This window comes from Vibrio sp. 10N.222.52.B7, assembly GCF_041474275.1.
GTDB lineage: Bacteria > Pseudomonadota > Gammaproteobacteria > Enterobacterales > Vibrionaceae > Vibrio > Vibrio crassostreae_C.
Map to the genome: position 1 here is coordinate 1 of NZ_JBFRTU010000005.1, position 19,585 is coordinate 19,585.

21 protein-coding genes are annotated in these 19,585 nt (G+C 46.4%); 14 read left to right on the top strand and 7 right to left on the bottom strand.

The window, feature by feature from the left end; all coding sequences use genetic code 11:
- The 3 genes from pckA to hslR all read right to left on the bottom strand — a co-directional run.
- Positions 1-1,166, bottom strand: a 1,166-nt coding sequence (gene pckA, locus AB4512_RS02115) for a phosphoenolpyruvate carboxykinase (ATP) (RefSeq protein ID WP_372174252.1), incomplete at its 3' end; no start/stop codon positions are given.
- Between the two features lie 337 nt (positions 1,167-1,503).
- On the bottom strand, positions 1,504-2,397 hold the full coding sequence (gene hslO / locus AB4512_RS02120) for an Hsp33 family molecular chaperone HslO (protein ID WP_017062491.1): 894 nt from the start codon (positions 2,395-2,397) through the stop codon (positions 1,504-1,506).
- Between the two features lie 18 nt (positions 2,398-2,415).
- Positions 2,416-2,802, bottom strand: coding sequence for a ribosome-associated heat shock protein Hsp15 (gene hslR / locus AB4512_RS02125; RefSeq protein WP_017062490.1), 387 nt, complete (start codon positions 2,800-2,802; stop codon positions 2,416-2,418).
- Positions 2,803-3,133: 331 nt separating this feature from the next.
- Here hslR and gspC point away from each other — a divergent pair, with 331 nt between their 5' ends.
- The 12 genes from gspC to AB4512_RS02185 all read left to right on the top strand — a co-directional run bounded on the left by gspC (position 3,134) and on the right by AB4512_RS02185 (position 14,666).
- Positions 3,134-4,015 carry a type II secretion system protein GspC gene (gene gspC / locus AB4512_RS02130; RefSeq protein WP_017062489.1) on the top strand — a complete coding sequence of 294 codons (882 nt, stop codon included), beginning with the start codon at positions 3,134-3,136 and terminating at the stop codon, positions 4,013-4,015.
- A 41-nt stretch (positions 4,016-4,056) separates the two neighbouring features.
- Positions 4,057-6,081 (top strand): type II secretion system secretin GspD, encoded by a 2,025-nt coding sequence (gene gspD, locus AB4512_RS02135; protein WP_372127721.1) that lies wholly within the window; start codon positions 4,057-4,059, stop codon positions 6,079-6,081.
- Complete coding sequence (gene gspE, locus AB4512_RS02140) at positions 6,081-7,583, top strand: type II secretion system ATPase GspE (RefSeq protein WP_102320992.1); 1,503 nt, start codon at positions 6,081-6,083, stop codon at positions 7,581-7,583. The genes gspD and gspE overlap by 1 nt, the downstream gene beginning before the upstream one ends.
- Before the next feature lies 1 nt (position 7,584).
- Entirely contained in the window at positions 7,585-8,805 is a 1,221-nt protein-coding gene (gspF, locus tag AB4512_RS02145) for a type II secretion system inner membrane protein GspF (RefSeq protein WP_372174255.1), read from the top strand.
- Between the two features lie 88 nt (positions 8,806-8,893).
- On the top strand, positions 8,894-9,337 hold the full coding sequence (gene gspG, locus AB4512_RS02150) for a type II secretion system major pseudopilin GspG (RefSeq protein ID WP_017062485.1): 444 nt from the start codon (positions 8,894-8,896) through the stop codon (positions 9,335-9,337).
- 78 nt (positions 9,338-9,415) lie between these two features.
- Positions 9,416-10,009, top strand: a complete 594-nt coding sequence (gene gspH / locus AB4512_RS02155) for a type II secretion system minor pseudopilin GspH (protein ID WP_372174257.1) — start codon at positions 9,416-9,418, stop codon at positions 10,007-10,009.
- Entirely contained in the window at positions 9,996-10,391 is a 396-nt protein-coding gene (gspI, locus tag AB4512_RS02160) for a type II secretion system minor pseudopilin GspI (RefSeq protein ID WP_017062483.1), read from the top strand. The genes gspH and gspI overlap by 14 nt, the downstream gene beginning before the upstream one ends.
- Positions 10,378-11,145: a type II secretion system minor pseudopilin GspJ gene (gspJ, locus tag AB4512_RS02165; RefSeq protein WP_017063073.1), complete on the top strand. Its 768-nt coding sequence runs from the start codon at positions 10,378-10,380 to the stop codon at positions 11,143-11,145. Before gspI ends, gspJ begins: the two co-directional genes overlap by 14 nt.
- Positions 11,129-12,178, top strand: a complete 1,050-nt coding sequence (gene gspK, locus AB4512_RS02170) for a type II secretion system minor pseudopilin GspK (RefSeq protein ID WP_372083054.1) — start codon at positions 11,129-11,131, stop codon at positions 12,176-12,178. Before gspJ ends, gspK begins: the two co-directional genes overlap by 17 nt.
- Complete coding sequence (gspL, locus tag AB4512_RS02175) at positions 12,147-13,376, top strand: type II secretion system protein GspL (RefSeq protein ID WP_372174259.1); 1,230 nt, start codon at positions 12,147-12,149, stop codon at positions 13,374-13,376. Before gspK ends, gspL begins: the two co-directional genes overlap by 32 nt.
- Before the next feature lie 20 nt (positions 13,377-13,396).
- Complete coding sequence (locus tag AB4512_RS02180) at positions 13,397-13,885, top strand: type II secretion system protein M (protein ID WP_019826466.1); 489 nt, start codon at positions 13,397-13,399, stop codon at positions 13,883-13,885.
- Position 13,886: 1 nt separating this feature from the next.
- Positions 13,887-14,666, top strand: coding sequence for a type II secretion system protein N (locus tag AB4512_RS02185; protein ID WP_048607634.1), 780 nt, complete (start codon positions 13,887-13,889; stop codon positions 14,664-14,666).
- 118 nt (positions 14,667-14,784) lie between these two features.
- Here AB4512_RS02185 and cysQ read toward each other — a convergent pair whose 3' ends face one another.
- From cysQ to AB4512_RS02205, 4 genes are all read right to left on the bottom strand, one after another.
- Complete coding sequence (cysQ, locus tag AB4512_RS02190; RefSeq protein ID WP_017062477.1) at positions 14,785-15,612, bottom strand: 3'(2'),5'-bisphosphate nucleotidase CysQ; 828 nt, start codon at positions 15,610-15,612, stop codon at positions 14,785-14,787.
- Positions 15,613-15,648: 36 nt separating this feature from the next.
- Positions 15,649-16,200: an ADP compounds hydrolase NudE gene (gene nudE, locus AB4512_RS02195; protein WP_372174260.1), complete on the bottom strand. Its 552-nt coding sequence runs from the start codon at positions 16,198-16,200 to the stop codon at positions 15,649-15,651.
- Positions 16,201-16,477: 277 nt separating this feature from the next.
- Positions 16,478-17,062 carry a Fe-S biogenesis protein NfuA gene (gene nfuA, locus AB4512_RS02200; protein ID WP_372174261.1) on the bottom strand — a complete coding sequence of 195 codons (585 nt, stop codon included), beginning with the start codon at positions 17,060-17,062 and terminating at the stop codon, positions 16,478-16,480.
- Positions 17,063-17,171: 109 nt separating this feature from the next.
- Positions 17,172-17,885 (bottom strand): ComF family protein, encoded by a 714-nt coding sequence (locus AB4512_RS02205; protein ID WP_372174263.1) that lies wholly within the window; start codon positions 17,883-17,885, stop codon positions 17,172-17,174.
- A gap of 93 nt (positions 17,886-17,978) precedes the next feature.
- Here AB4512_RS02205 and bioH point away from each other — a divergent pair, with 93 nt between their 5' ends.
- Together bioH and AB4512_RS02215 are read left to right on the top strand one after the other, a co-directional pair.
- Positions 17,979-18,755: a pimeloyl-ACP methyl ester esterase BioH gene (gene bioH, locus AB4512_RS02210; protein ID WP_372174265.1), complete on the top strand. Its 777-nt coding sequence runs from the start codon at positions 17,979-17,981 to the stop codon at positions 18,753-18,755.
- 355 nt (positions 18,756-19,110) lie between these two features.
- On the top strand, positions 19,111-19,584 hold the full coding sequence (locus AB4512_RS02215; RefSeq protein ID WP_017066129.1) for a hypothetical protein: 474 nt from the start codon (positions 19,111-19,113) through the stop codon (positions 19,582-19,584).
- Position 19,585: the final 1 nt, after the last annotated feature.

Here is a 19,585-nt window from a genome sequence, read left to right on the forward strand (position 1 = left end):
GCTGTGAAGCCAGATAGGAAGTGGTACTTCGTTTGTTCTGGAGTCAGTTTAGATACTGGCGGTAGAACACCAAATGCATCAGCGGTCAGGAAGATAACTTTTTGAGCGTGACCGGCTTTTGATACTGGTTTAACAATGTTGTCGATGTGATGAATCGGGTAAGAAACACGAGTGTTCTCTGTTTTTGAACCGTCATCAAAATCGATAGAACCATCGCCACGAACCGTTACGTTCTCTAGTAGTGCATCACGACGGATTGCGTTGTAGATTTCAGGTTCAGCTTCTTTAGATAGACGAATTGTCTTCGCGTAACAACCACCTTCAAAGTTGAAGATACCATCGTCATCCCAACCGTGCTCATCATCACCGATTAGCTCACGTTTAGGATCGGTTGATAGGGTTGTTTTACCAGTGCCTGATAGACCGAAGAAAATAGCGACATCGCCTTTCTCGCCAACGTTTGCACTACAGTGCATTGAAGCAATACCTTGTAGAGGTAGTAGGTAGTTCATCATTGCGAACATACCTTTTTTCATCTCACCGCCGTACCAAGTACCGCCAATGATCTGAACACGTTCAGTCAGGTTGAAAGCGACAAAGTTCTCAGAGTTTAGACCTTGTTTCTCCCAGTTAGGGTTGGTTGTTTTAGCACCGTTCATTACCACGAAATCAGGTTCGAACGTTGCTAGTTCTTCGTCGGTTGGACGAATGAACATGTTCTTAACGAAGTGCGCTTGCCACGCTACTTCAGTGATAATACGCACACTTAAACGCGTATCTGGGTTAGCACCACAATAACCGTCGATGACAAACAGACGCTTGCCAGATAGCTGAGTTGTTACAAGCTCTTTCAGCTCGTCCCATACTTCAGTGGTAATCGGTTTGTTGTCATTTTTGCCTTGATCTGACCACCACATGGTATCGCGTGTTGTGTCATCTTTAACAATGTACTTATCTTTTGGTGAGCGGCCAGTAAAGATACCAGTATCAACCGCAACGGAGCCTAGTTCCGTTACTACGCCTTTTTCGTAGCCTTCTAGACCCGGCAGTGTTTCTTCAACGAATAACTGCTCGTAGCTAGGATTACGAAGAACTTCGGTAACGCCAGTCAGTCCGTGCTTAGTTAGATCAATTTGTGCAGCCTTAGTATGTTCCATAACGGTCATAGGTGCTCCTTGTAGGATATTTTGTAGGGATTTTGTAATAATTTTTTATTGTTATCTGCTCACCATGCTAGCAACGAGGCTCGGGGGAAACAGGGATACAGCTCAAAAAATATCCATATTAACCTTGGGGTTTTAAGCGCCTCGTCACATATTGGCCCAACTAGTCTATCCTGTACGCAAACCTTTGCGCTAGGGGCGAGAACATTATTAATTGATTAAAATTAAGCGGTGATTTTATTACGAGATGTTACGGAGTTTGCGCTATTTTGATCACAAAAAAGGCCAGCTGAGGGCTGACCTTTTTGGGGTAAATTACGTGTTTTTGGTACGCCGTAAATTAATGAACCGTATTGCTGCCTTTATCTGCTGCTTCTGCGTACAGTGCATCAACATCATTCTTGTCGAACGAGTAGTTTGTGCCACAGTAATCGCAGTGTAGACCAACGCTTCCTTCGGTGCTTAGGATGTCGTAGATCTCTTCTTGAGCAACGGTAATGATAGCAGCGCCACTTCTTTCGCGTGAACAGCCACAGAAGAACTCAACCGGTTGTGGTGTGAATAGCTGTACTTTCTCTTGGTTGTACAAACGGTAAAGCAGTTCGTTCGCTTCTAGAGTGAATAGCTCTTCGTTTTTCACGGTGTCTGTTAGTTGCTCTAGGTGCTCGAAGTCGTCTGGAGTACCGGTGCCGTCAGGCATTACTTGTAGCAACATACCTGCAGCGTGTGCTTTGCCTTCATGCTCGCCAGTGCGCAGCCATAGACGAGTCTTAAGCTGTTCAGAGTTAGCGAAGTAGCCTTCAAGCACTTGTGCAAGCGTGTCACCTTCAAGACCAACGATACCTTGGTAACGCTCACCTTTCTTAGGATCGATAGTGATCACTAGATGACCTTTACCCATTAGGGCGTGTAGACCTGCGTCGTCTGCGATATCGCCTTCAAAGCGAGCAACACCACGGATCTTCTGATCGTGATCGCCATTGATAACTGCTAGAGATACTGGGCCGTCACCTTGCAGCTGCATCGTGATAGAACCTTCAAACTTTAGGGTCGCCGTTAGTAGCGTCGTTGAAACCAGTAGCTCACCCAACAGCTTTTGTACTGGAGCTGGGTATTCCTTGCTAGAAATAATCTGTTGGTACGCTTCGTCCATCTGTACCAATTCACCACGTACTGATAGGTCTTCAAATAGGTAGCGATTTAAAACATTACTTGTAGACATTGGGTCTGCCATTTGGCTATTCCTTCTAGCTTATTGAGTCTTGAACTTGATGATGTCACGACGTTGCTTTTTATCTGGGCGACGTTCTGGTGCTGGGCTATGAGCATTTAGCTTGCGCTGTTGTGCAAACTCTTCTCTTTTTGCCAAGCTTTCGGTGGTTTCTTCATAGAGGGTTTGAGCGATCGGGGCTCCACCACGATGGGCTGAGATTTTCTCGATCGTTACCGTCTTTTCTTCATTACCTTGGCGCAGTGTAATCACAGCCCCAAGTTCGACAATTTTACTTGGCTTGCTGCGCTGACCATTATAGTGGACTTTGCCACCATCGACCATGTTGCGAGCAATAGACCGGGTTTTGTAAAAACGAGCTGCCCACAACCATTTATCGAGTCTGACAGCTTCATTAGCAGTTTTCATATAGGGCTGTGCCTTATTAAGTGAGAAATGAATGCGGTTTAACTGTAACGAACAGTGCGCAACATGTTTTTGATGATGCTTATCACATTAAGTAGAAGCTTAAAGTGGAGGCGGTTGGCATTTTTTTCAAGTCATAATACAAAATAGCCATGTTATGCCGATTTATCGATTTGCTATGATATAGTTCAGGATCTTATTGCTTAAATAAGCTTGGTATCGAACGAATGAATAAAAAAGCTGAAAGTTTAATGATTTGCAGCGTTTGTCGTCATGAAAAGGGACTAGGAAAGTGAACTTTTTAGAGCTCAAAAATCGCGTAGGGAATTCTCCTATGTTGAGCCGCTTATTAGAGAATGGATTTGTACTTCAGCAGAAACTAAGCTTAGCGACCTGTTGTGTATTGATTGCAGCTTCCGCATGGATCTTAGGGCAGCTTGCATGGTTTATCGAACCTGCTGAGCAAACTATCGCGCCTTGGACAGCAACGGCTTCATCGTCTTCAGCACCTCAATCGACCCTTGATATCTCTTCTTTGCAGCAGAGCAACATGTTTGGTGCTTACAACCCAAGCACGCCCGCTGTGGTTGAACAGCAAGTTATCCAAGATGCGCCTAAGACGCGATTAAACCTCGTTTTAGTGGGTGCAGTCGCGAGCTCGAATCCAAAACTGAGCTTAGCGGTGATCGCCAATCGCGGCACGCAAGCGACCTACGGAATTAATGAAGAGATTGAAGGCACTCGAGCCAAGTTAAAAGCGGTATTAATCGACCGCGTTATCATTGATAACTCAGGACGAGACGAAACCTTGATGCTTGAAGGTATTGAGTACAAGCGTTTGGCTGTATCAGCGCCTGCGCCACCTCGTAGCTCTTCTTCGGTTCGTGGTAATAATCCGGCTTCAGCAGAAGAGAAGCTTGATGAAATTAAAGCGAAGATAATGAAAGATCCGCAACAAATCTTCCAATATGTTCGACTGTCTCAGGTGAAGCGTGACGATAAAGTGATCGGTTATCGTGTGAGCCCTGGCAAAGATTCAGAACTTTTTAACTCTGTTGGGCTCCAAAACGGAGATATTGCCACTCAGTTAAATGGACAAGACCTGACAGACCCTGCTGCTATGGGCAACATATTCCGTTCCATCTCAGAACTAACAGAGCTAAATCTGGTGGTCGAGAGAGATGGTCAACAACATGAAGTGTTTATTGAATTTTAAAACTTTGCGTCTAACGAAGGACGAAAGTGTAGGAGAAGTACGTGAAGCATTGGTTTAAGAAAAGTGCATGGTTATTGGCAGGAAGCTTGATCTGCACACCCGCAGCCATCGCGAGTGATTTTAGTGCCAGCTTTAAGGGCACTGACATTCAAGAGTTTATTAATATTGTTGGCCGCAACTTAGAGAAGACCATCATCGTTGAACCTTCGGTACGCGGGAAAATTGATGTGCGCAGTTATGACGTACTCAATGAAGAGCAATATTACAGCTTCTTCTTAAACGTATTAGAGGTGTATGGCTACGCGGTCGTTGAAATGGACTCGGGTGTTCTTAAGATCATCAAAGCCAAGGATTCGAAAACATCGGCAATTCCAGTCGTTGGAGACAGTGATACGATCAAAGGCGACAACGTGGTGACACGTGTTGTGACGGTTCGTAATGTCTCGGTGCGTGAACTTTCTCCTCTGCTTCGTCAACTAAACGACAATGCAGGCGCGGGTAACGTTGTGCACTACGACCCAGCCAACATCATCCTTATTACAGGCCGAGCGGCGGTAGTAAACCGTTTAGCTGAAATCATCAAGCGTGTTGACCAAGCGGGTGATAAAGAGATTGAAGTCGTTGAGCTAAAGAATGCTTCTGCGGCAGAAATGGTACGTATCGTTGATGCGTTAAGCAAAACCACTGATGCGAAAAACACACCTGCATTTCTACAACCTAAATTAGTTGCCGATGAACGTACCAATGCGATTCTTATTTCCGGTGACCCTAAGGTACGTAGCCGTTTAAGAAGGTTGATTGAACAGCTTGATGTGGAAATGGCAACCAAGGGCAACAACCAAGTAATTTACCTTAAATACGCCAAAGCAGAAGATTTAGTCGATGTGCTGAAAGGCGTGTCGGACAACCTGCAATCAGAAAAGCAATCTTCAACCAAAGGCAGCTCATCGCAACGTAACCAAGTGATGATCTCCGCTCACAGTGATACCAACTCGTTGGTGATTACCGCACAACCGGACATCATGAATGCGCTTCAAGATGTGATCGCACAGTTGGATATTCGTCGTGCTCAAGTATTGATTGAAGCCCTAATTGTCGAGATGGCAGAGGGTGATGGCATTAACCTTGGTGTGCAATGGGGTAACCTTGATACTGGTGCTGTGATTCAGTATGGCAACACAGGTGCGTCAATCGGTGGCGTAATGGTTGGTTTAGAAGAAGCGAAAGACACTGAAACGACCACCGCAGTCTATGATGATAATGGCGCCTTTTTGCGTAATGAAACGACCACAGAATCCGGTGACTACTCAACGTTAGCTTCTGCTCTTTCTGGCGTTAATGGCGCGGCAATGAGCGTAGTGATGGGTGACTGGACTGCCTTGATCAGTGCAGTAGCGACCGATTCAAATTCAAATATCCTATCTTCTCCAAGTATCACCGTGATGGATAACGGCGAAGCGTCGTTCATTGTGGGCGAAGAGGTGCCTGTTTTAACTGGCTCGACCGCAGGCTCAAGTAACGATAACCCATTCCAAACGGTTGAACGTAAAGAAGTGGGTATCAAGCTAAAAGTCGTGCCACAAATCAATGAAGGTGACTCAGTTCAGCTGCAAATAGAACAAGAAGTATCGAACGTATTAGGCGCAAACGGGGCAGTAGATGTTCGTTTTGCTAAGCGTCAGCTAAATACGTCAGTGATTGTTCAAGACGGTCAAATGCTGGTGCTGGGTGGCTTGATTGACGAGCGAGCGCTGGAAAGTGAATCTAAGGTGCCGTTCTTGGGCGATATCCCTGTTCTAGGACACCTGTTCAAATCAACCAGTACTCAGGTTGAGAAAAAGAACCTAATGGTATTCATCAAGCCGACCATTATTCGTGATGGTATGACGGCCGATGGTATTACTCAGCGTAAATACAACTTTATTCGTGCTGAGCAGTTGTATAAGTCAGAGCAGGGCCTGAAGCTGATGGATGACGATAATATTCCAGTACTGCCTAAATTTGGCGAAAGCATGAATTACCCGGCTGAACTTCAAGCCTTCATTGATCAGATGGAAACAGAATAATGGCTGAATTGGTAGGGGCGGCACGTACTTATCAGCGCTTGCCGTTTAGCTTTGCGAATCGCTATAAGATGGTGTTGGAGTATCAACATCCAGAGCGCGCACCGATACTTTATTATGTTGAGCCACTGAAATCGGCGGCGATCATTGAAGTGAGTCGTGTTGTGAAAAATGGTTTCACGCCACAAGCGATTACTCTCGATGAGTTTGATAAAAAACTGACCGATGCTTATCAGCGTGACTCGTCAGAAGCTCGTCAGCTCATGGAAGACATTGGTGCAGATAGTGATGACTTCTTCTCACTAGCGGAAGAACTGCCTCAAGACGAAGACTTACTTGAATCAGAGGATGATGCACCAATCATCAAGTTAATCAATGCGATGCTGGGTGAGGCGATCAAAGAGGGTGCTTCGGATATTCATATCGAAACCTTTGAGAAATCACTGTCGATCCGTTTCCGTATTGATGGTGTGCTGCGTGATGTGTTGGCGCCGAGCCGTAAACTGGCTCCGCTGCTCGTGTCACGTGTAAAGGTTATGGCTAAATTGGATATTGCGGAAAAACGCGTGCCACAAGATGGTCGTATTTCTTTGCGTATTGGTGGCCGAGCGGTTGATGTTCGTGTTTCAACCATGCCTTCTTCGCACGGTGAGCGTGTGGTAATGCGTCTGTTGGACAAAAACGCCACTCGTCTAGACTTGCACAGTTTAGGTATGACAGCAGAAAACCATGAAAACTTCCGTAAGCTGATTCAGCGCCCACACGGCATTATCTTGGTGACCGGCCCGACAGGTTCAGGTAAATCGACGACCCTGTACGCAGGCCTGCAAGAACTCAACAGCAATGAACGAAACATTTTAACCGTTGAAGACCCGATCGAATTCGATATCGATGGCATTGGTCAAACACAAGTGAACCCTAAGGTTGATATGACCTTTGCGCGTGGTTTACGTGCGATTCTTCGTCAAGATCCCGATGTGGTAATGATTGGTGAGATACGTGACTTAGAGACCGCAGAGATCGCTGTTCAAGCCTCTTTGACCGGTCACTTAGTTATGTCGACCCTTCACACCAATACGGCAATCGGTGCAATTACGCGTCTGCGTGATATGGGCATCGAACCCTTCTTGATCTCTTCTTCGCTGCTGGGTGTTTTGGCTCAGCGCCTGGTTCGTACTTTATGTAACGAATGTAAAGAACCTTATGAAGCCGATAAAGAGCAGAAGAAACTGTTTGGGTTGAAGAAGAAAGAAAGCCTGACGCTTTACCATGCCAAAGGTTGTGAAGAGTGTGGCCATAAGGGTTATCGAGGTCGTACTGGTATTCATGAGCTGCTGATGATTGATGACTCAGTACAAGAGCTGATTCACAGTGAGGCTGGCGAACAGGCGATTGAGAAAGCAATTCGTGGCACAACACCAAGTATTCGAGATGATGGCTTGAGCAAAGTTCTGAAAGGGGTAACGTCCTTAGAAGAAGTGATGCGTGTGACCAAGGAAGTCTAGTATGGCGGCATTTGAATACAAAGCGCTGGATGCCAAGGGTAAGAGCAAAAAGGGCTCGATTGAAGCGGATAACGCTCGTCAGGCTCGCCAGCGCTTAAAAGAACAAGGCTTGATGCCGGTTGAGATGACCGAAGCTAAAGCTAAAACGACGAAAGGTGCACAGCCTTCGACCAGCTTTAAGCGTGGTATCAGCACGCCAGACCTTGCTTTGATTACTCGCCAAATTTCCACCTTGGTGCAATCAGGCATGCCGCTAGAAGAGTGCTTGAAAGCCGTGGCGGAGCAATCTGAAAAGCCACGTATTCGAACCATGTTACTGGCGGTTCGTTCGAAGGTAACGGAAGGTTATTCGCTAGCCGATAGCTTGGCTGATTACCCACATATCTTTGATGAACTGTTTAGAGCCATGGTCGCGGCTGGTGAGAAATCGGGTCACTTAGATGCGGTATTGGAGCGACTGGCTGATTACGCAGAAAACCGTCAGAAGATGCGCTCTAAGTTGCTGCAAGCGATGATCTACCCTGTGGTGCTGGTGGTGTTTGCGGTGACGATTGTTTCGTTCCTGCTGGCAACCGTGGTACCTAAGATCGTTGAACCGATTATCCAAATGGGCCAAGAACTTCCTCAATCGACACAATTTTTATTGGCATCGAGTGAATTTATCCAGAATTGGGGCATCCAATTACTGTTGTTGATCATCGGTGTGATTGTGTTGATTAAGACCGCTCTGAAAAAGCCGGGTGTTCGCATGAGTTGGGATCGCAATCTATTAAGCATTCCACTGATCGGCAAGATCGCGAAAGGAATTAATACCTCTCGTTTTGCACGAACACTCTCTATCTGTACCTCGAGTGCGATTCCTATCCTTGAGGGGATGAAGGTTGCGGTTGATGTAATGTCGAATCACCATGTGAAGCAACAAGTACTGCAGGCGTCAGACAGTGTTAGAGAAGGGGCAAGCCTGCGTAAAGCGCTCGATCAAACCAAACTCTTCCCTCCAATGATGCTGCATATGATCGCCAGTGGTGAGCAGAGTGGTCAGTTAGAGCAAATGCTAACAAGAGCGGCAGATAACCAGGATCAAAGCTTTGAATCGACCGTGAATATCGCGTTAGGTATCTTTACGCCAGCACTTATCGCTTTGATGGCAGGCTTAGTGCTGTTCATTGTGATGGCGACTCTGATGCCGATGCTTGAAATGAATAATTTGATGAGTGGTTAATCAACTGCTCATAAGACGTTAGTTTTTGGATTAACGAGAAGAAGGACATTATTACCTTCAACTCGCTGTCTGTAATTTGGAGAAAATAATGAAAAACAGAATGAAGAAACAATCAGGCTTTACCCTATTAGAAGTGATGGTTGTTGTGGTTATCCTTGGCGTATTGGCGAGCTTTGTTGTACCTAACCTATTGGGTAACAAAGAGAAGGCTGACCAACAAAAAGCCATCACTGATATTGTGGCGCTAGAGAACGCGCTAGATATGTACAAACTGGATAACAGCGTTTACCCAACAACGGATCAAGGTCTTGATGCATTGGTTTCTAAGCCAAGCAGCCCAGAGCCTCGTAACTACCGCGACGGTGGCTACATCAAGCGTCTGCCAAACGACCCATGGGGTAACGAGTACCAATACCTAAGCCCTGGTGATAACGGCACTATCGATATTTTCACTCTTGGTGCTGATGGCCAAGAAGGTGGTGAAGGTATTGCGGCGGATATCGGCAACTGGAACATGCAGGATTTCCAATAAGCTTCAGCTTATTGTTTGATTCGTTATTGATGCTTGATACGTTATTGATGGTAGGACGTAAACAGATGGAGTCTAAAGGTGAAAACTAAGCAAACACAGCCAGGTTTCACCTTGATTGAGATTCTCTTGGTGTTGGTACTACTGTCAGTAACGGCGGTTGCGGTGATCGCGACCATTCCTACCAATAGCAAAGATGTTGCTAAAAAATACGCTCAAAGCTTTTATCAGCGAGTTCAATTACTCAATGAAGAGGCTATTTTGAGCGGCTTAAATTTTGGCGTTCGAGTTGATGAAAAGAAATCGACCTATGTACTGATGGCGCTTAAGTCTGAAGGCTGGCAAGAAGTCGATTTTGAAAAAATCCCCTCTTTAACTGAACTACCGGAAGAACTCGCATTGTCACTGACCTTAGGTGGTGGCGCATGGGAAGACGATGATCGGTTGTTCAACCCAGGAAGCTTGTTTGATGAAGATATGTTTGCTGATCTTGAAGAGGAAAAGAAGCCGAAACCACCACAGATCTACATCTTGTCGAGTGCTGAAATGACGCCATTTGTATTGTCGTTTTATCCAAATACCGGAGACACCATACAAGATGGTTGGCGTATTCGAGTATTGGACAATGGTGTGATTCGACTGCTAGAACCGGGAGAAGAAGATGAAGAGGAATAACCGTTCTCCTTATCGTTTTCGTGGTATGCCCCTTGGTTCTCGAGGAATGACGCTGCTTGAGGTATTGGTTGCGCTCGCTATCTTTGCGACTGCGGCGATCAGTGTGATTCGTGCTGTTACTCAGCACATCAATACCCTCAGTTATCTCGAAGAAAAAACCTTCGCGGCTATGGTCGTTGATAATCAAATGGCTTTGGTGATGCTGCATCCTGAGAAGCTAAAAAAAGCGCAGGGCACACAAGAGTTGGCCGAGAGAGAGTGGTTTTGGAAGGTCACGCCAATCGATACTAGCGATGATTTATTAAAGGCGTTTGATGTGAGTGTGGCAACCAGTAAACAAGCTTCTCCAGTGGTCACGGTGCGCAGCTATGTGGTCAAGTAAAAGCGTGTCGTTAGCTCAGAGCAAGTCGCTAAGTAAGAGCATGTCCGCCAATAAGCGTGTGCCTCGTAAACAAGGACTATCTTCGAAAGGGAGAGGCTTTACCTTAATTGAGGTTTTGGTCTCGATCGCTATCTTTGCCACGTTAAGCATGGCGGCTTATCAGGTAGTCAATCAGGTTCAGCGCAGCAACGAGCTTTCAATCGAGCGCAGTGCTCGTTTAAATCAACTGCAACGTAGCTTAGTCATTTTAGATAATGATTTTCGCCAGATGGCGGTGCGACAATTTCGTACCAACGGTGAAGAAGCATCATCTAAGCTGATCTTAATTAAAGAGTATTTACTGGATTCCGACAGCGTTGGCATCATGTTTACTCGCCTTGGCTGGCATAACCCACAGCAGCAGTTTCCTCGCGGAGAAGTCACCAAAGTGGGTTACCGCATTAAAGAAGAAACGCTTGAGCGTGTGTGGTGGCGCTACCCCGATACTCCTGCAGGACAAGAAGGTGTGATTACGCCTTTGCTTGATGATGTTGAAAGCTTGGAATTCGAGTTTTATGACGGAAGCCGCTGGGGGAAAGAGTGGCAAGCCGACAAATCGCTACCGAAAGCGGTAAGGTTAAAGCTAACCTTGAAAGATTATGGTGAGATAGAGCGTATTTATCTCACCCCTGGTGGCACGCTAGATCAGGCCGATGATTCTTCAAACAGTGACTCTTCAAGTAGTAATGAGGGGAATAATGACTCATCGAACTAATAAGTTTGCACTGACAAGGTCTGCCATGGGGCGCAAGCAGCGAGGTGTTGCGCTGATCATTATCCTGATGCTACTGGCGATAATGGCAACCATCGCAGGCAGTATGTCGGAACGCCTGTTTACTCAATTTAAGCGCGTGGGCAATCAACTGAATTACCAACAGGCTTACTGGTACAGCATTGGTGTCGAAGCGCTGGTGCAAGACGGCATTAGGCAAAGCTACAAAGACAGTGATACCGTCAACTTGAGTCAACCATGGGCGTTAGAAGAACAGGTATACCCGTTGGATTATGGTCAAGTTAAAGGCCGTATTGTTGATGCTCAGGCATGTTTTAATCTCAATGCGTTGGCTGGTGTGGCGACGACTTCAAGTAACCAAACACCTTATTTAATTACGGTTTGGCAAACCTTGTTGGAAAACCAAGATATTGAGCCTTATCAGGCCGAGGTTATCGCACATTCAAGCTGGGAATTTGTTGATAGTGATACCCGAACCACCTCTTCAGCAGGTGTCGAAGACAGTACTTATGAGGCGATGAAGCCATCTTATTTGGCAGCGAATGGCTTAATGGCCGATGAGTCCGAGCTACGCGCGGTTTATCAAGTCACGGGTGAGGTGATGAATAAGGTTCGCCCCTTTGTTTGTGCTTTGCCGAGCGACGATTTCCGTTTGAATGTGAATACTCTTACGGAAAAGCAGGCGCCGTTATTGGAAGCGATGTTTGCCCCCGGCTTAAGTGAATCGGATGCCAAACAGCTGATAGACAAACGCCCATTCGATGGTTGGGATACGGTGGATGCGTTTATGGCTGAACCTGCCATTGTGGGTGTGAGTGCCGAAGTTAGTAAAAAGGCGAAAGCATATTTAACTGTAGATAGCGCCTATTTTGAGCTTGATGCAGAGGTATTAGTTGAGCAGTCACGTGTACGTATACGGACGCTTTTCTATAGTAGTAATCGAGAAACAGTGACGGTAGTACGCCGTCGTTTTGGAGGAATCAGTGAGCGAGTTTCTGACCGTTCGACTGAGTAGCGAACCACAAAGCCCTGTGCAGTGGTTAGTTTGGTCGACAAGCCAACAAGAAGTGATAGCAAGTGGCGAACTGTCTAGCTGGGAGCAGCTGGATGAGTTAACGCCTTACGCTGAAAAGCGTAACTGTATCGCTTTATTGCCGGGAAATGAATGCTTAATTAAGCGTGTTGAGATCCCGAAAGGTGCTGCTCGCCAGTTCGATTCTATGCTGCCGTTTTTATTAGAAGACGAAGTCGCACAAGATATCGAAGACTTACACCTGACTATTTTAGAGAAAGACGCAACGCACGCGACAGTGTGTGGTGTGGAACGTGATTGGCTTAAGCAGGCGCTGGATACTTTCCGCGAAGCGAACATTATCTTTCGTAAAGTATTGCCTGATACCTTAGCGTTGCCTTTAGAAGATCAGGGCATCAGTGCGCTGCAGATCGACCAACATTGGTTATTGCGTCAAAGCAACTATCAAGCAGTGTCGATCAATGAGGCGTGGCTAGCGATGTTCTTACAAAGCGATTGGGTTGCCTTAGATGACGAAGAGCAATCACCAACGATTTTTAGCTACACCGCACTGCCAAGTGATGACGTTCAACTGCAAAGTGGCATTGAGTGGCAAGCTAAACCTGCGGAACTGGTGATGTCTTTACTGAGCCAACAAGCCATTACAAGTGGCGTAAACTTACTGACTGGCACCTTTAAAACCAAATCTTCATTCAGTAAGTACTGGCGTGTATGGCAAAAAGTAGCGATCGCAGCTTGTTTGCTGGTGGCGGTGATCGTCACTCAGCAAGTCTTAAAGGTTCAGCAGTACGAAGCACAAGCCGAAGCGTACCGAACGGAGAGTGAACGTATTTTTAGAAGCGTACTTCCGGGCAAGCAACGTATTCCGACGGTCAGCTACCTTAAGCGCCAGATGAACGACGAAGCTAAGAAGTATGGTGGCTCGGGTGATGGAGATTCCTTACTTGGATGGCTAGCGTTACTGCCAGAAACTTTAGGACAAGTGAAAGCCATCGAAGTGAATAGTATTCGCTACGACGGCAACCGCTCAGAGGTGAGATTGGAAGCGAAAAGTACTGACTTCCAATATTTCGAGACTGCGCGAGTGAAACTTGAAGAGAAGTTTACCGTTGAGCAAGGGCCATTGAATCGTAATGGTGATGCCGTATTTGGCAGCTTTACTCTTAAACCCCATCAATAACCTGCGTAAGGAGATCAGTGATGAGAAATATGATTGAGCCACTCCAAGCGTGGTGGACTTCAATAAGTCAAAGAGAGCAACGACTAGTGATTGGTTGCTCAATTCTATTGGTGGTCGGTGTCGTTTATTGGGGGCTAATCCAGCCACTCAGTCAGCGAGCTGAACTTGCGCAGACCCGCATTCAAAGCGAGAAGCAACTACTGGCTTGGGTAACCAATAAAGCCAATGAAGTGGTTGAGCTAAGAGGCAGCGGTGGCATCAGTGCGAGTCAACCTTTGAATCAATCTGTGCCTGCTTCTATGCGTCGCTTTAATATCGAGCTGATACGTGTACAACCACGTGGCGAGATGTTGCAAGTGTGGGTAAAACCTGTGCCTTTTAATAAGTTCGTTGACTGGCTTACATACCTGAAAGAAAAACAGGGTGTTGAGGTCGAGTTTATGGATATTGATCGCTCTGATAACCCTGGGGTTATTGACGTCAACCGACTACAGTTTAAACGAGGTTAATGTGAAACGCGGTTTATCTTTTAAGTATGGCCTGCTCTTCAGTAGCATCTTTATCGTCTTTTTCTCGGTCAGCTTGTTGCTGCACTTGCCGGCTTCTTTTGCTCTCAAGCAGGCTCCTGCTGTGCGCGGCTTGAGTATCGAAGGCGTGGAGGGCACCGTTTGGCAAGGCAGCGCTAACAACATCGTGTGGCAGCGCATCAATTACGGTTCAGTGCAGTGGGATTTCCAGTTTTCTAAGCTATTTCAAGCCAAAGCAGAACTGGCGGTTCGTTTTGGTCGTAACAGTGACATGAACTTATCAGGTAAAGGGCGTGTCGGGTACAGCATGAGCGGCGCGTACGCAGAGAACTTAGTAGCTTCAATGCCTGCTATGAACGTGATGAAATACGCTCCAGCTATTCCAGTACCGGTTTCTATTGGTGGACAAGTTGAACTGACGATCAAGCATGCGGTTCACGCTCAGCCTTGGTGTCAATCTGGCGAAGGTACACTGGCTTGGTCTGGTGCCGCAGTCGACTCTCCTGTTGGCTCGCTAGACCTTGGCCCTGTGATTGCAGACATAACCTGTGAAGACAGCACAATTGCAGCGAAAGGCACTCAGAAGAGCGATCAGGTAGACAGTGAGTTTTCAGCGAGCGTAACACCCAACCAACGCTATACGTCGGCGGCATGGTTTAAGCCGGGGGCGGAATTCCCGCCAGCAATGCAGAGTCAGCTTAAGTGGTTGGGCAACCCTGATAGCCAAGGTAAGTACCAGTTTACTTATCAAGGTCGTTTTTAGCTAAACAGCTAGGGTCACTAAATTACGAGATATAAAAAACGGGCACCTCACTGAGGTGCCCGTTTTGTTTGTTCTGAGAATCTAGAGGATATCTGACGGTTAAAGGGAGCAAACTCGCCTAGTCTTTGCCTTGCAAAATTTCCACCCACGGTAAATCTGCATCACCGAGCACAATGAAGTTTGGATTCTCAAGCGTTTCTCTTTCATTGTACGAAAGTGGTTCTAGTTGAGTACTTAAGATACGTCCGCCAGCTTCTTCAACAATGCACTGGGTTGCGGCGGTATCCCACTCTCCGGTTGGTCCAAGGCGCAGATAACAATCCACAGCACCTTCTGCTACTAAACATGCCTTAAGCGCTGCTGAGCCTAGAGGAACCAAATCATAATTCCATGCTGAGCTCATACGGCTAGTGATGCGATTGATGTCCTGGCGACGGCTGATCGCCATGGCGATTGACTGGTTTGGCAGCTCGTGACGATGCGTTTTGATTTTCACGCTGTCATTAAGGTCTGGGATCTTCCAAGCGCCTTTGCCACTGTAAGCGTAATAGCTCACACCTGAAACGGGTGCGTATACCACGCCCATCACTGGCTTGTTATGCTCGATTAGGGCGATAATTGTCGCGAAATCACCACTTCGTGCGATGAACTCCTGGGTACCATCGAGTGGGTCAACCAACCAGTAGCGATCCCATTGAGAGCGTTGCTCTAGGCTGATGTCGGCGTCTTCTTCGGATAATACGGGAATATCAGGCGTCAATTCACTGAGTTTTTTTAATATCAGCTTATGTGCTGCAAGATCGGCACTGGTTACTGGAGTGTCATCACTCTTAATGAACTCTTCGTAATCCTTTTTCTCGTATATCTCTAAGATGAGTTGACCAGCAGAGCGAGCAATCTCAATGACAGAGGGTAGGAGGTGAGACAAATCTTTTGTTATTGGCATAAATGTTCTCTTACTCTTAGAGCGAGCCTGAATGTTCTAGTTATTGTTTAATACACGAAGGCTTAAAAGCAGGGCTGTAATACTCCGAGCCTCACAGAAATCGAGATGTGTTAACAGTTCTTCGGCTTGAGCAAGTGGCCAGCGCACAATATCGAGTGGCTCTGGCTCATCACCTTCTAGCTTGTCTGGGTAGAGGTCTTCTGCAATAAACAACGTCATTTTGCTAGAGAAGTAAGAGGGTGCAAGGATCACTTCCTTCAGCGGAATAAGCTTGTTGGCACCGAAGCCTATCTCTTCTTTGAGTTCGCGAACGGCGGCTTCGTTTGGCTGCTCACCTGGATCGATAAGCCCTTTCGGAAAGCCCAGTTCATAGCGTTCTGTGCCCGCTGCGTATTCACGCACCAATAGAATGTCGCCTTGTTCAGTAATCGGAACCATCATTACTGCGTTGCGGCCACTAGGCTTCATGCGTTCGTAAGTGCGCTGTTCGCCGTTTGAAAAGCGTAAATCGAGAGACTCGATAGAGAATAGTTTTGATTGAGCGACAGTTTGCTGAGCCAAAATCTCTGGCTTGGTCCTTTTTGTCATTGCGCTCGCTCCTTAGCTCATTGGAATTCTTTCTTATAAAGTCATTCTAATATAGGGGAAATGACGTTGAGTTCCTAGATCCGAGTTTTCATATCCTAGAATTATTAGAGCAGGAACCGATTGCGATCACTTGAATACCTTACTCAAGGTGGTAACCAACCGAGAATTCTGGTTATTTCGTTCAGGAATACAAGAGCATATCTGCTTAGCCCTAAAACAAAAAAGGTTGATGCTTGCGCATCAACCTTTTAATCAGTGATTCATACTAACTGAGTAATTAGTAGTAAGAGTGCTCACCACGATCGTGCTCAGTTGCATCACGAACAGCGGTCAGTTCACCTTCGAATTGTTGAAGAAGTTCTTTCTCGATGCCTTCTTTTAGAGTCACATCAACCATAGAACAACCGTTACAACCACCGCCGAATGCTACGATAGCAGCACCGTCTTCAGTGATTTCCACCAAGCTAACGTGACCACCGTGACCAGCAAGCTGTGGGTTAACTTGTGTTTGGATTGCGTATTCAACGCGCTCTACAAGTGGTGCATCATCAGATACTTTACGCATTTTAGCGTTTGGTGCTTTAAGCGTTAGTTGAGAGCCCATTTTGTCAGTCACGAAGTCAATCTCAGCTTCGTCTAGGAATGGTAGGCTTAGCTCATCTACGTATGCACAGAATGCTTCGAAAGAAAGCTTTGTATCAGACGCTTCGATAGCATCTGTTGGGCAGTAAGAAACACCACACTCAGCGTTTTGTGTGCCTGGGTTTACCACGAACACACGAATGTTTGTACCTTCAGGCTGCTGTGACAGCAGATTGGCAAAATGAGTTTGAGCTGTTTCTGTAATAGTAATATTTGACACGACGAATACCTGAGTAGATTTGTAGGTTATTAGCGCCATTCTACTCCTGTCAGATTTGTAATTCAGCCCTTTTTTGTTGGATTGCTGTACAAGTAGTGATTCACAGCTTTTATCCAGAGGGCTCAGGAGTGCGGCAGATGCAGTAAATATCAATCCTTTTAACGCCCACTTCAAGTAGTAATTGGCATAATTGATACACAGTACTGCCGGTGGTTACAACATCATCAATTATCGCGACGTGAGAGGGGATAGTTCCTTGAACGTCTTGTTTTAGCAGCGCAAAAGCGCTCTTTAGATTGTGTAATCGTGCGGATTTAGTCAGCCCTTGCTGGGAAGCCGTTGAGCGAATTCGACGAAAGAGCACATCACTTTCAACGCCAAGCTCTTGAGCCGTGTAGTTGGCTAGCAGCTGACTTTGATTAAAGCCGCGATGAGTGTATCGGCGCCAATGCAGCGGTACGCTGGTGATCAGCGGAGCAGGATGTTCGATACGTGATGCCAATAGCTTAGATAGATCACGTGCAAACCAAAACTTATCAGCGTACTTCATTTGCTGAATATAACCTGCTGTCGGAAAGGTGTAGTCCCCAACGCAATAGAGACGATGCCAAGGTGGAGGTTGAGATAAGCACTGTCCGCACTGCTCTACTGTGAGCAGTGTTTTTAAACCACATCGTTGGCAGCGTGGTACTGGCTGAAAGAGTTTGAGACAAGAATTGCACCATCGAGGATGTGTATCACTGGGCAGTTTATCAAGTTTGCACAGGTGGCATTGAGGTGTGACCAGACGTGGTGTGTGTTTTTGTAGCCAATCAGATAACATAGCTCGTGATGCTTTTGGGTTATGGTGTTCCTTTTGCTCACCATACTGAAAAGCGCGGATTATCGCTGATGGAAAAAGTAGGGAATATTGAGAATGAGTGACGCGTTATATTGGCATGTTTCTGGACAAGGGCCTGATTTAGTTCTGGTTCACGGTTGGGGAATGAACGGTGCGGTATGGCAACAAACCGTTAATGCATTAGAAGCTGATTTTCGAGTGCATGTTGTCGATTTACCAGGGTATGGACACAGCGCGCACTGTCACGCTCAAGATCTTGAAGATATTGCTCAGCAGCTTTTGGCCGAAGCACCAAAGCAAGCGATTTGGGTGGGTTGGTCACTTGGTGGCTTGGTCGCAACGCACATGGCTCTCCATCACTCAGATTACGTGAGCAAGCTGGTGACTGTCGCCAGTTCTCCTAAATTCGCGGCCGCAAAAGAGCCCGTGTTATGGCGAGGCATTCAGCCAAACGTATTAAACGCATTCACCGAACAGCTGGTTGAAGATTTCCAAACCACCATCGAACGCTTTATGGCATTGCAAGCCATGGGCAGCCCTTCAGCAAGACAAGATGTAAAACAGCTCAAACAAGCGGTGCTGTCTCGCCCGTTGCCGAACCCTGACTCATTATTGGCAGGATTAAAGATGCTGTCGGATGTCGATCTGCGTGAACAACTGCCTGAGATTTCAGTACCAATGCTACGCTTGTATGGTCGATTAGATGGATTGGTGCCAATCAAGGTTGCGAAAGACTTAGGCACAGCCTTGCCTCATACCGAGCAATACATATTTACCCAGTCTTCGCATGCACCGTTTATGACCGAAGCGGATGCCTTTTGCAGTGAGCTTGTCAGCTTCGCACAAAAATAATTGCTAAATATATATCCGGCTTGGTCGATATATAAGCTAATACCAATCACAGTAAGTAAGTGTTCAAAAATAGCGTAGGTAAAAGGCTTGAGAACAAGGCAGCTTTTTTTTGACAAGTAGTTTCGATAAGTAGTTATTCTACAATCAAAAAATTTAACGCCGTTATCGAGCATTTTAACAAGCTAGGATGATCAGTTATTTACTACGATTGGTATAACACCAACGTGTTGCTTGATACTCAGACCTAACTCTCTCCTGAGCTGATTGCGGTAAGTTGGGCTATGCCTGTTGTGCTGACTCACAGTACAACAGCGTTATAGCAAAAACGATGGGCGATTCTTGAGGAGAGTTCGCGATGATTGTGTCACCTGCAACTGCAGTGAGTGTGCCACTAATCGCCCCGTCCGTTAATGTGCAAACAGAGCAAGTTGCGCGTGATAATAGAGTCCGAGAACCTATTGCTCCCGCAGTAGCATTGGCGAGAACCAATGCAGAGCGTAAGGTAAAATCAGACGATAAACGAAGGCAGCAGTCGGCTTGGGATCCTTCAGACCATCCAGGTTATGAAATGGAGAACGAGTCAGAGGCCAATTCGGTTAGCCAAGAAGAGCCACAAGACCCTTTTGATCGGCTGTTCAGCTTATTGGCACTGAAAACATACAGTGCTGATCAAGGCAAAGGTTATACCATGCGTTTCCGCCTGCCAAAGCATGTTTTAGATGCGGCGATTCAGGAAGGACAGATGGAGAAACGACGTAAGGTCATAAAGTATCATTATGGTCATGCTGTTGCGCCTCATGCTCCATCAGAGATGTTGGTGGTCTTATAAA

Excerpts from the sequence above, each read along its gene's own strand:
- AB4512_RS02180 (WP_019826466.1), top strand. The coding sequence starts at position 13,397 with ATGAGAAATATGATTGAGCCACTCCAAGCGTGGTGGACTTCAATAAGT.
- gspE (WP_102320992.1), top strand. The coding sequence starts at position 6,081 with ATGGCTGAATTGGTAGGGGCGGCACGTACTTATCAGCGCTTGCCGTTT.
- gspF (WP_372174255.1), top strand. The coding sequence starts at position 7,585 with ATGGCGGCATTTGAATACAAAGCGCTGGATGCCAAGGGTAAGAGCAAA.
- gspI (WP_017062483.1), top strand. The coding sequence starts at position 9,996 with ATGAAGAGGAATAACCGTTCTCCTTATCGTTTTCGTGGTATGCCCCTT.
- hslR (WP_017062490.1), bottom strand. The coding sequence starts at position 2,802 with ATGAAAACTGCTAATGAAGCTGTCAGACTCGATAAATGGTTGTGGGCA.
- gspC (WP_017062489.1), top strand. The coding sequence starts at position 3,134 with ATGTTGAGCCGCTTATTAGAGAATGGATTTGTACTTCAGCAGAAACTA.
- bioH (WP_372174265.1), top strand. The coding sequence starts at position 17,979 with ATGAGTGACGCGTTATATTGGCATGTTTCTGGACAAGGGCCTGATTTA.
- gspK (WP_372083054.1), top strand. The coding sequence starts at position 11,129 with ATGACTCATCGAACTAATAAGTTTGCACTGACAAGGTCTGCCATGGGG.
- AB4512_RS02205 (WP_372174263.1), bottom strand. The coding sequence starts at position 17,885 with ATGTTATCTGATTGGCTACAAAAACACACACCACGTCTGGTCACACCT.
- cysQ (WP_017062477.1), bottom strand. The coding sequence starts at position 15,612 with ATGCCAATAACAAAAGATTTGTCTCACCTCCTACCCTCTGTCATTGAG.
- hslO (WP_017062491.1), bottom strand. The coding sequence starts at position 2,397 with ATGGCAGACCCAATGTCTACAAGTAATGTTTTAAATCGCTACCTATTT.
- AB4512_RS02215 (WP_017066129.1), top strand. The coding sequence starts at position 19,111 with ATGATTGTGTCACCTGCAACTGCAGTGAGTGTGCCACTAATCGCCCCG.
- gspG (WP_017062485.1), top strand. The coding sequence starts at position 8,894 with ATGAAAAACAGAATGAAGAAACAATCAGGCTTTACCCTATTAGAAGTG.
- nudE (WP_372174260.1), bottom strand. The coding sequence starts at position 16,200 with ATGACAAAAAGGACCAAGCCAGAGATTTTGGCTCAGCAAACTGTCGCT.
- gspJ (WP_017063073.1), top strand. The coding sequence starts at position 10,378 with ATGTGGTCAAGTAAAAGCGTGTCGTTAGCTCAGAGCAAGTCGCTAAGT.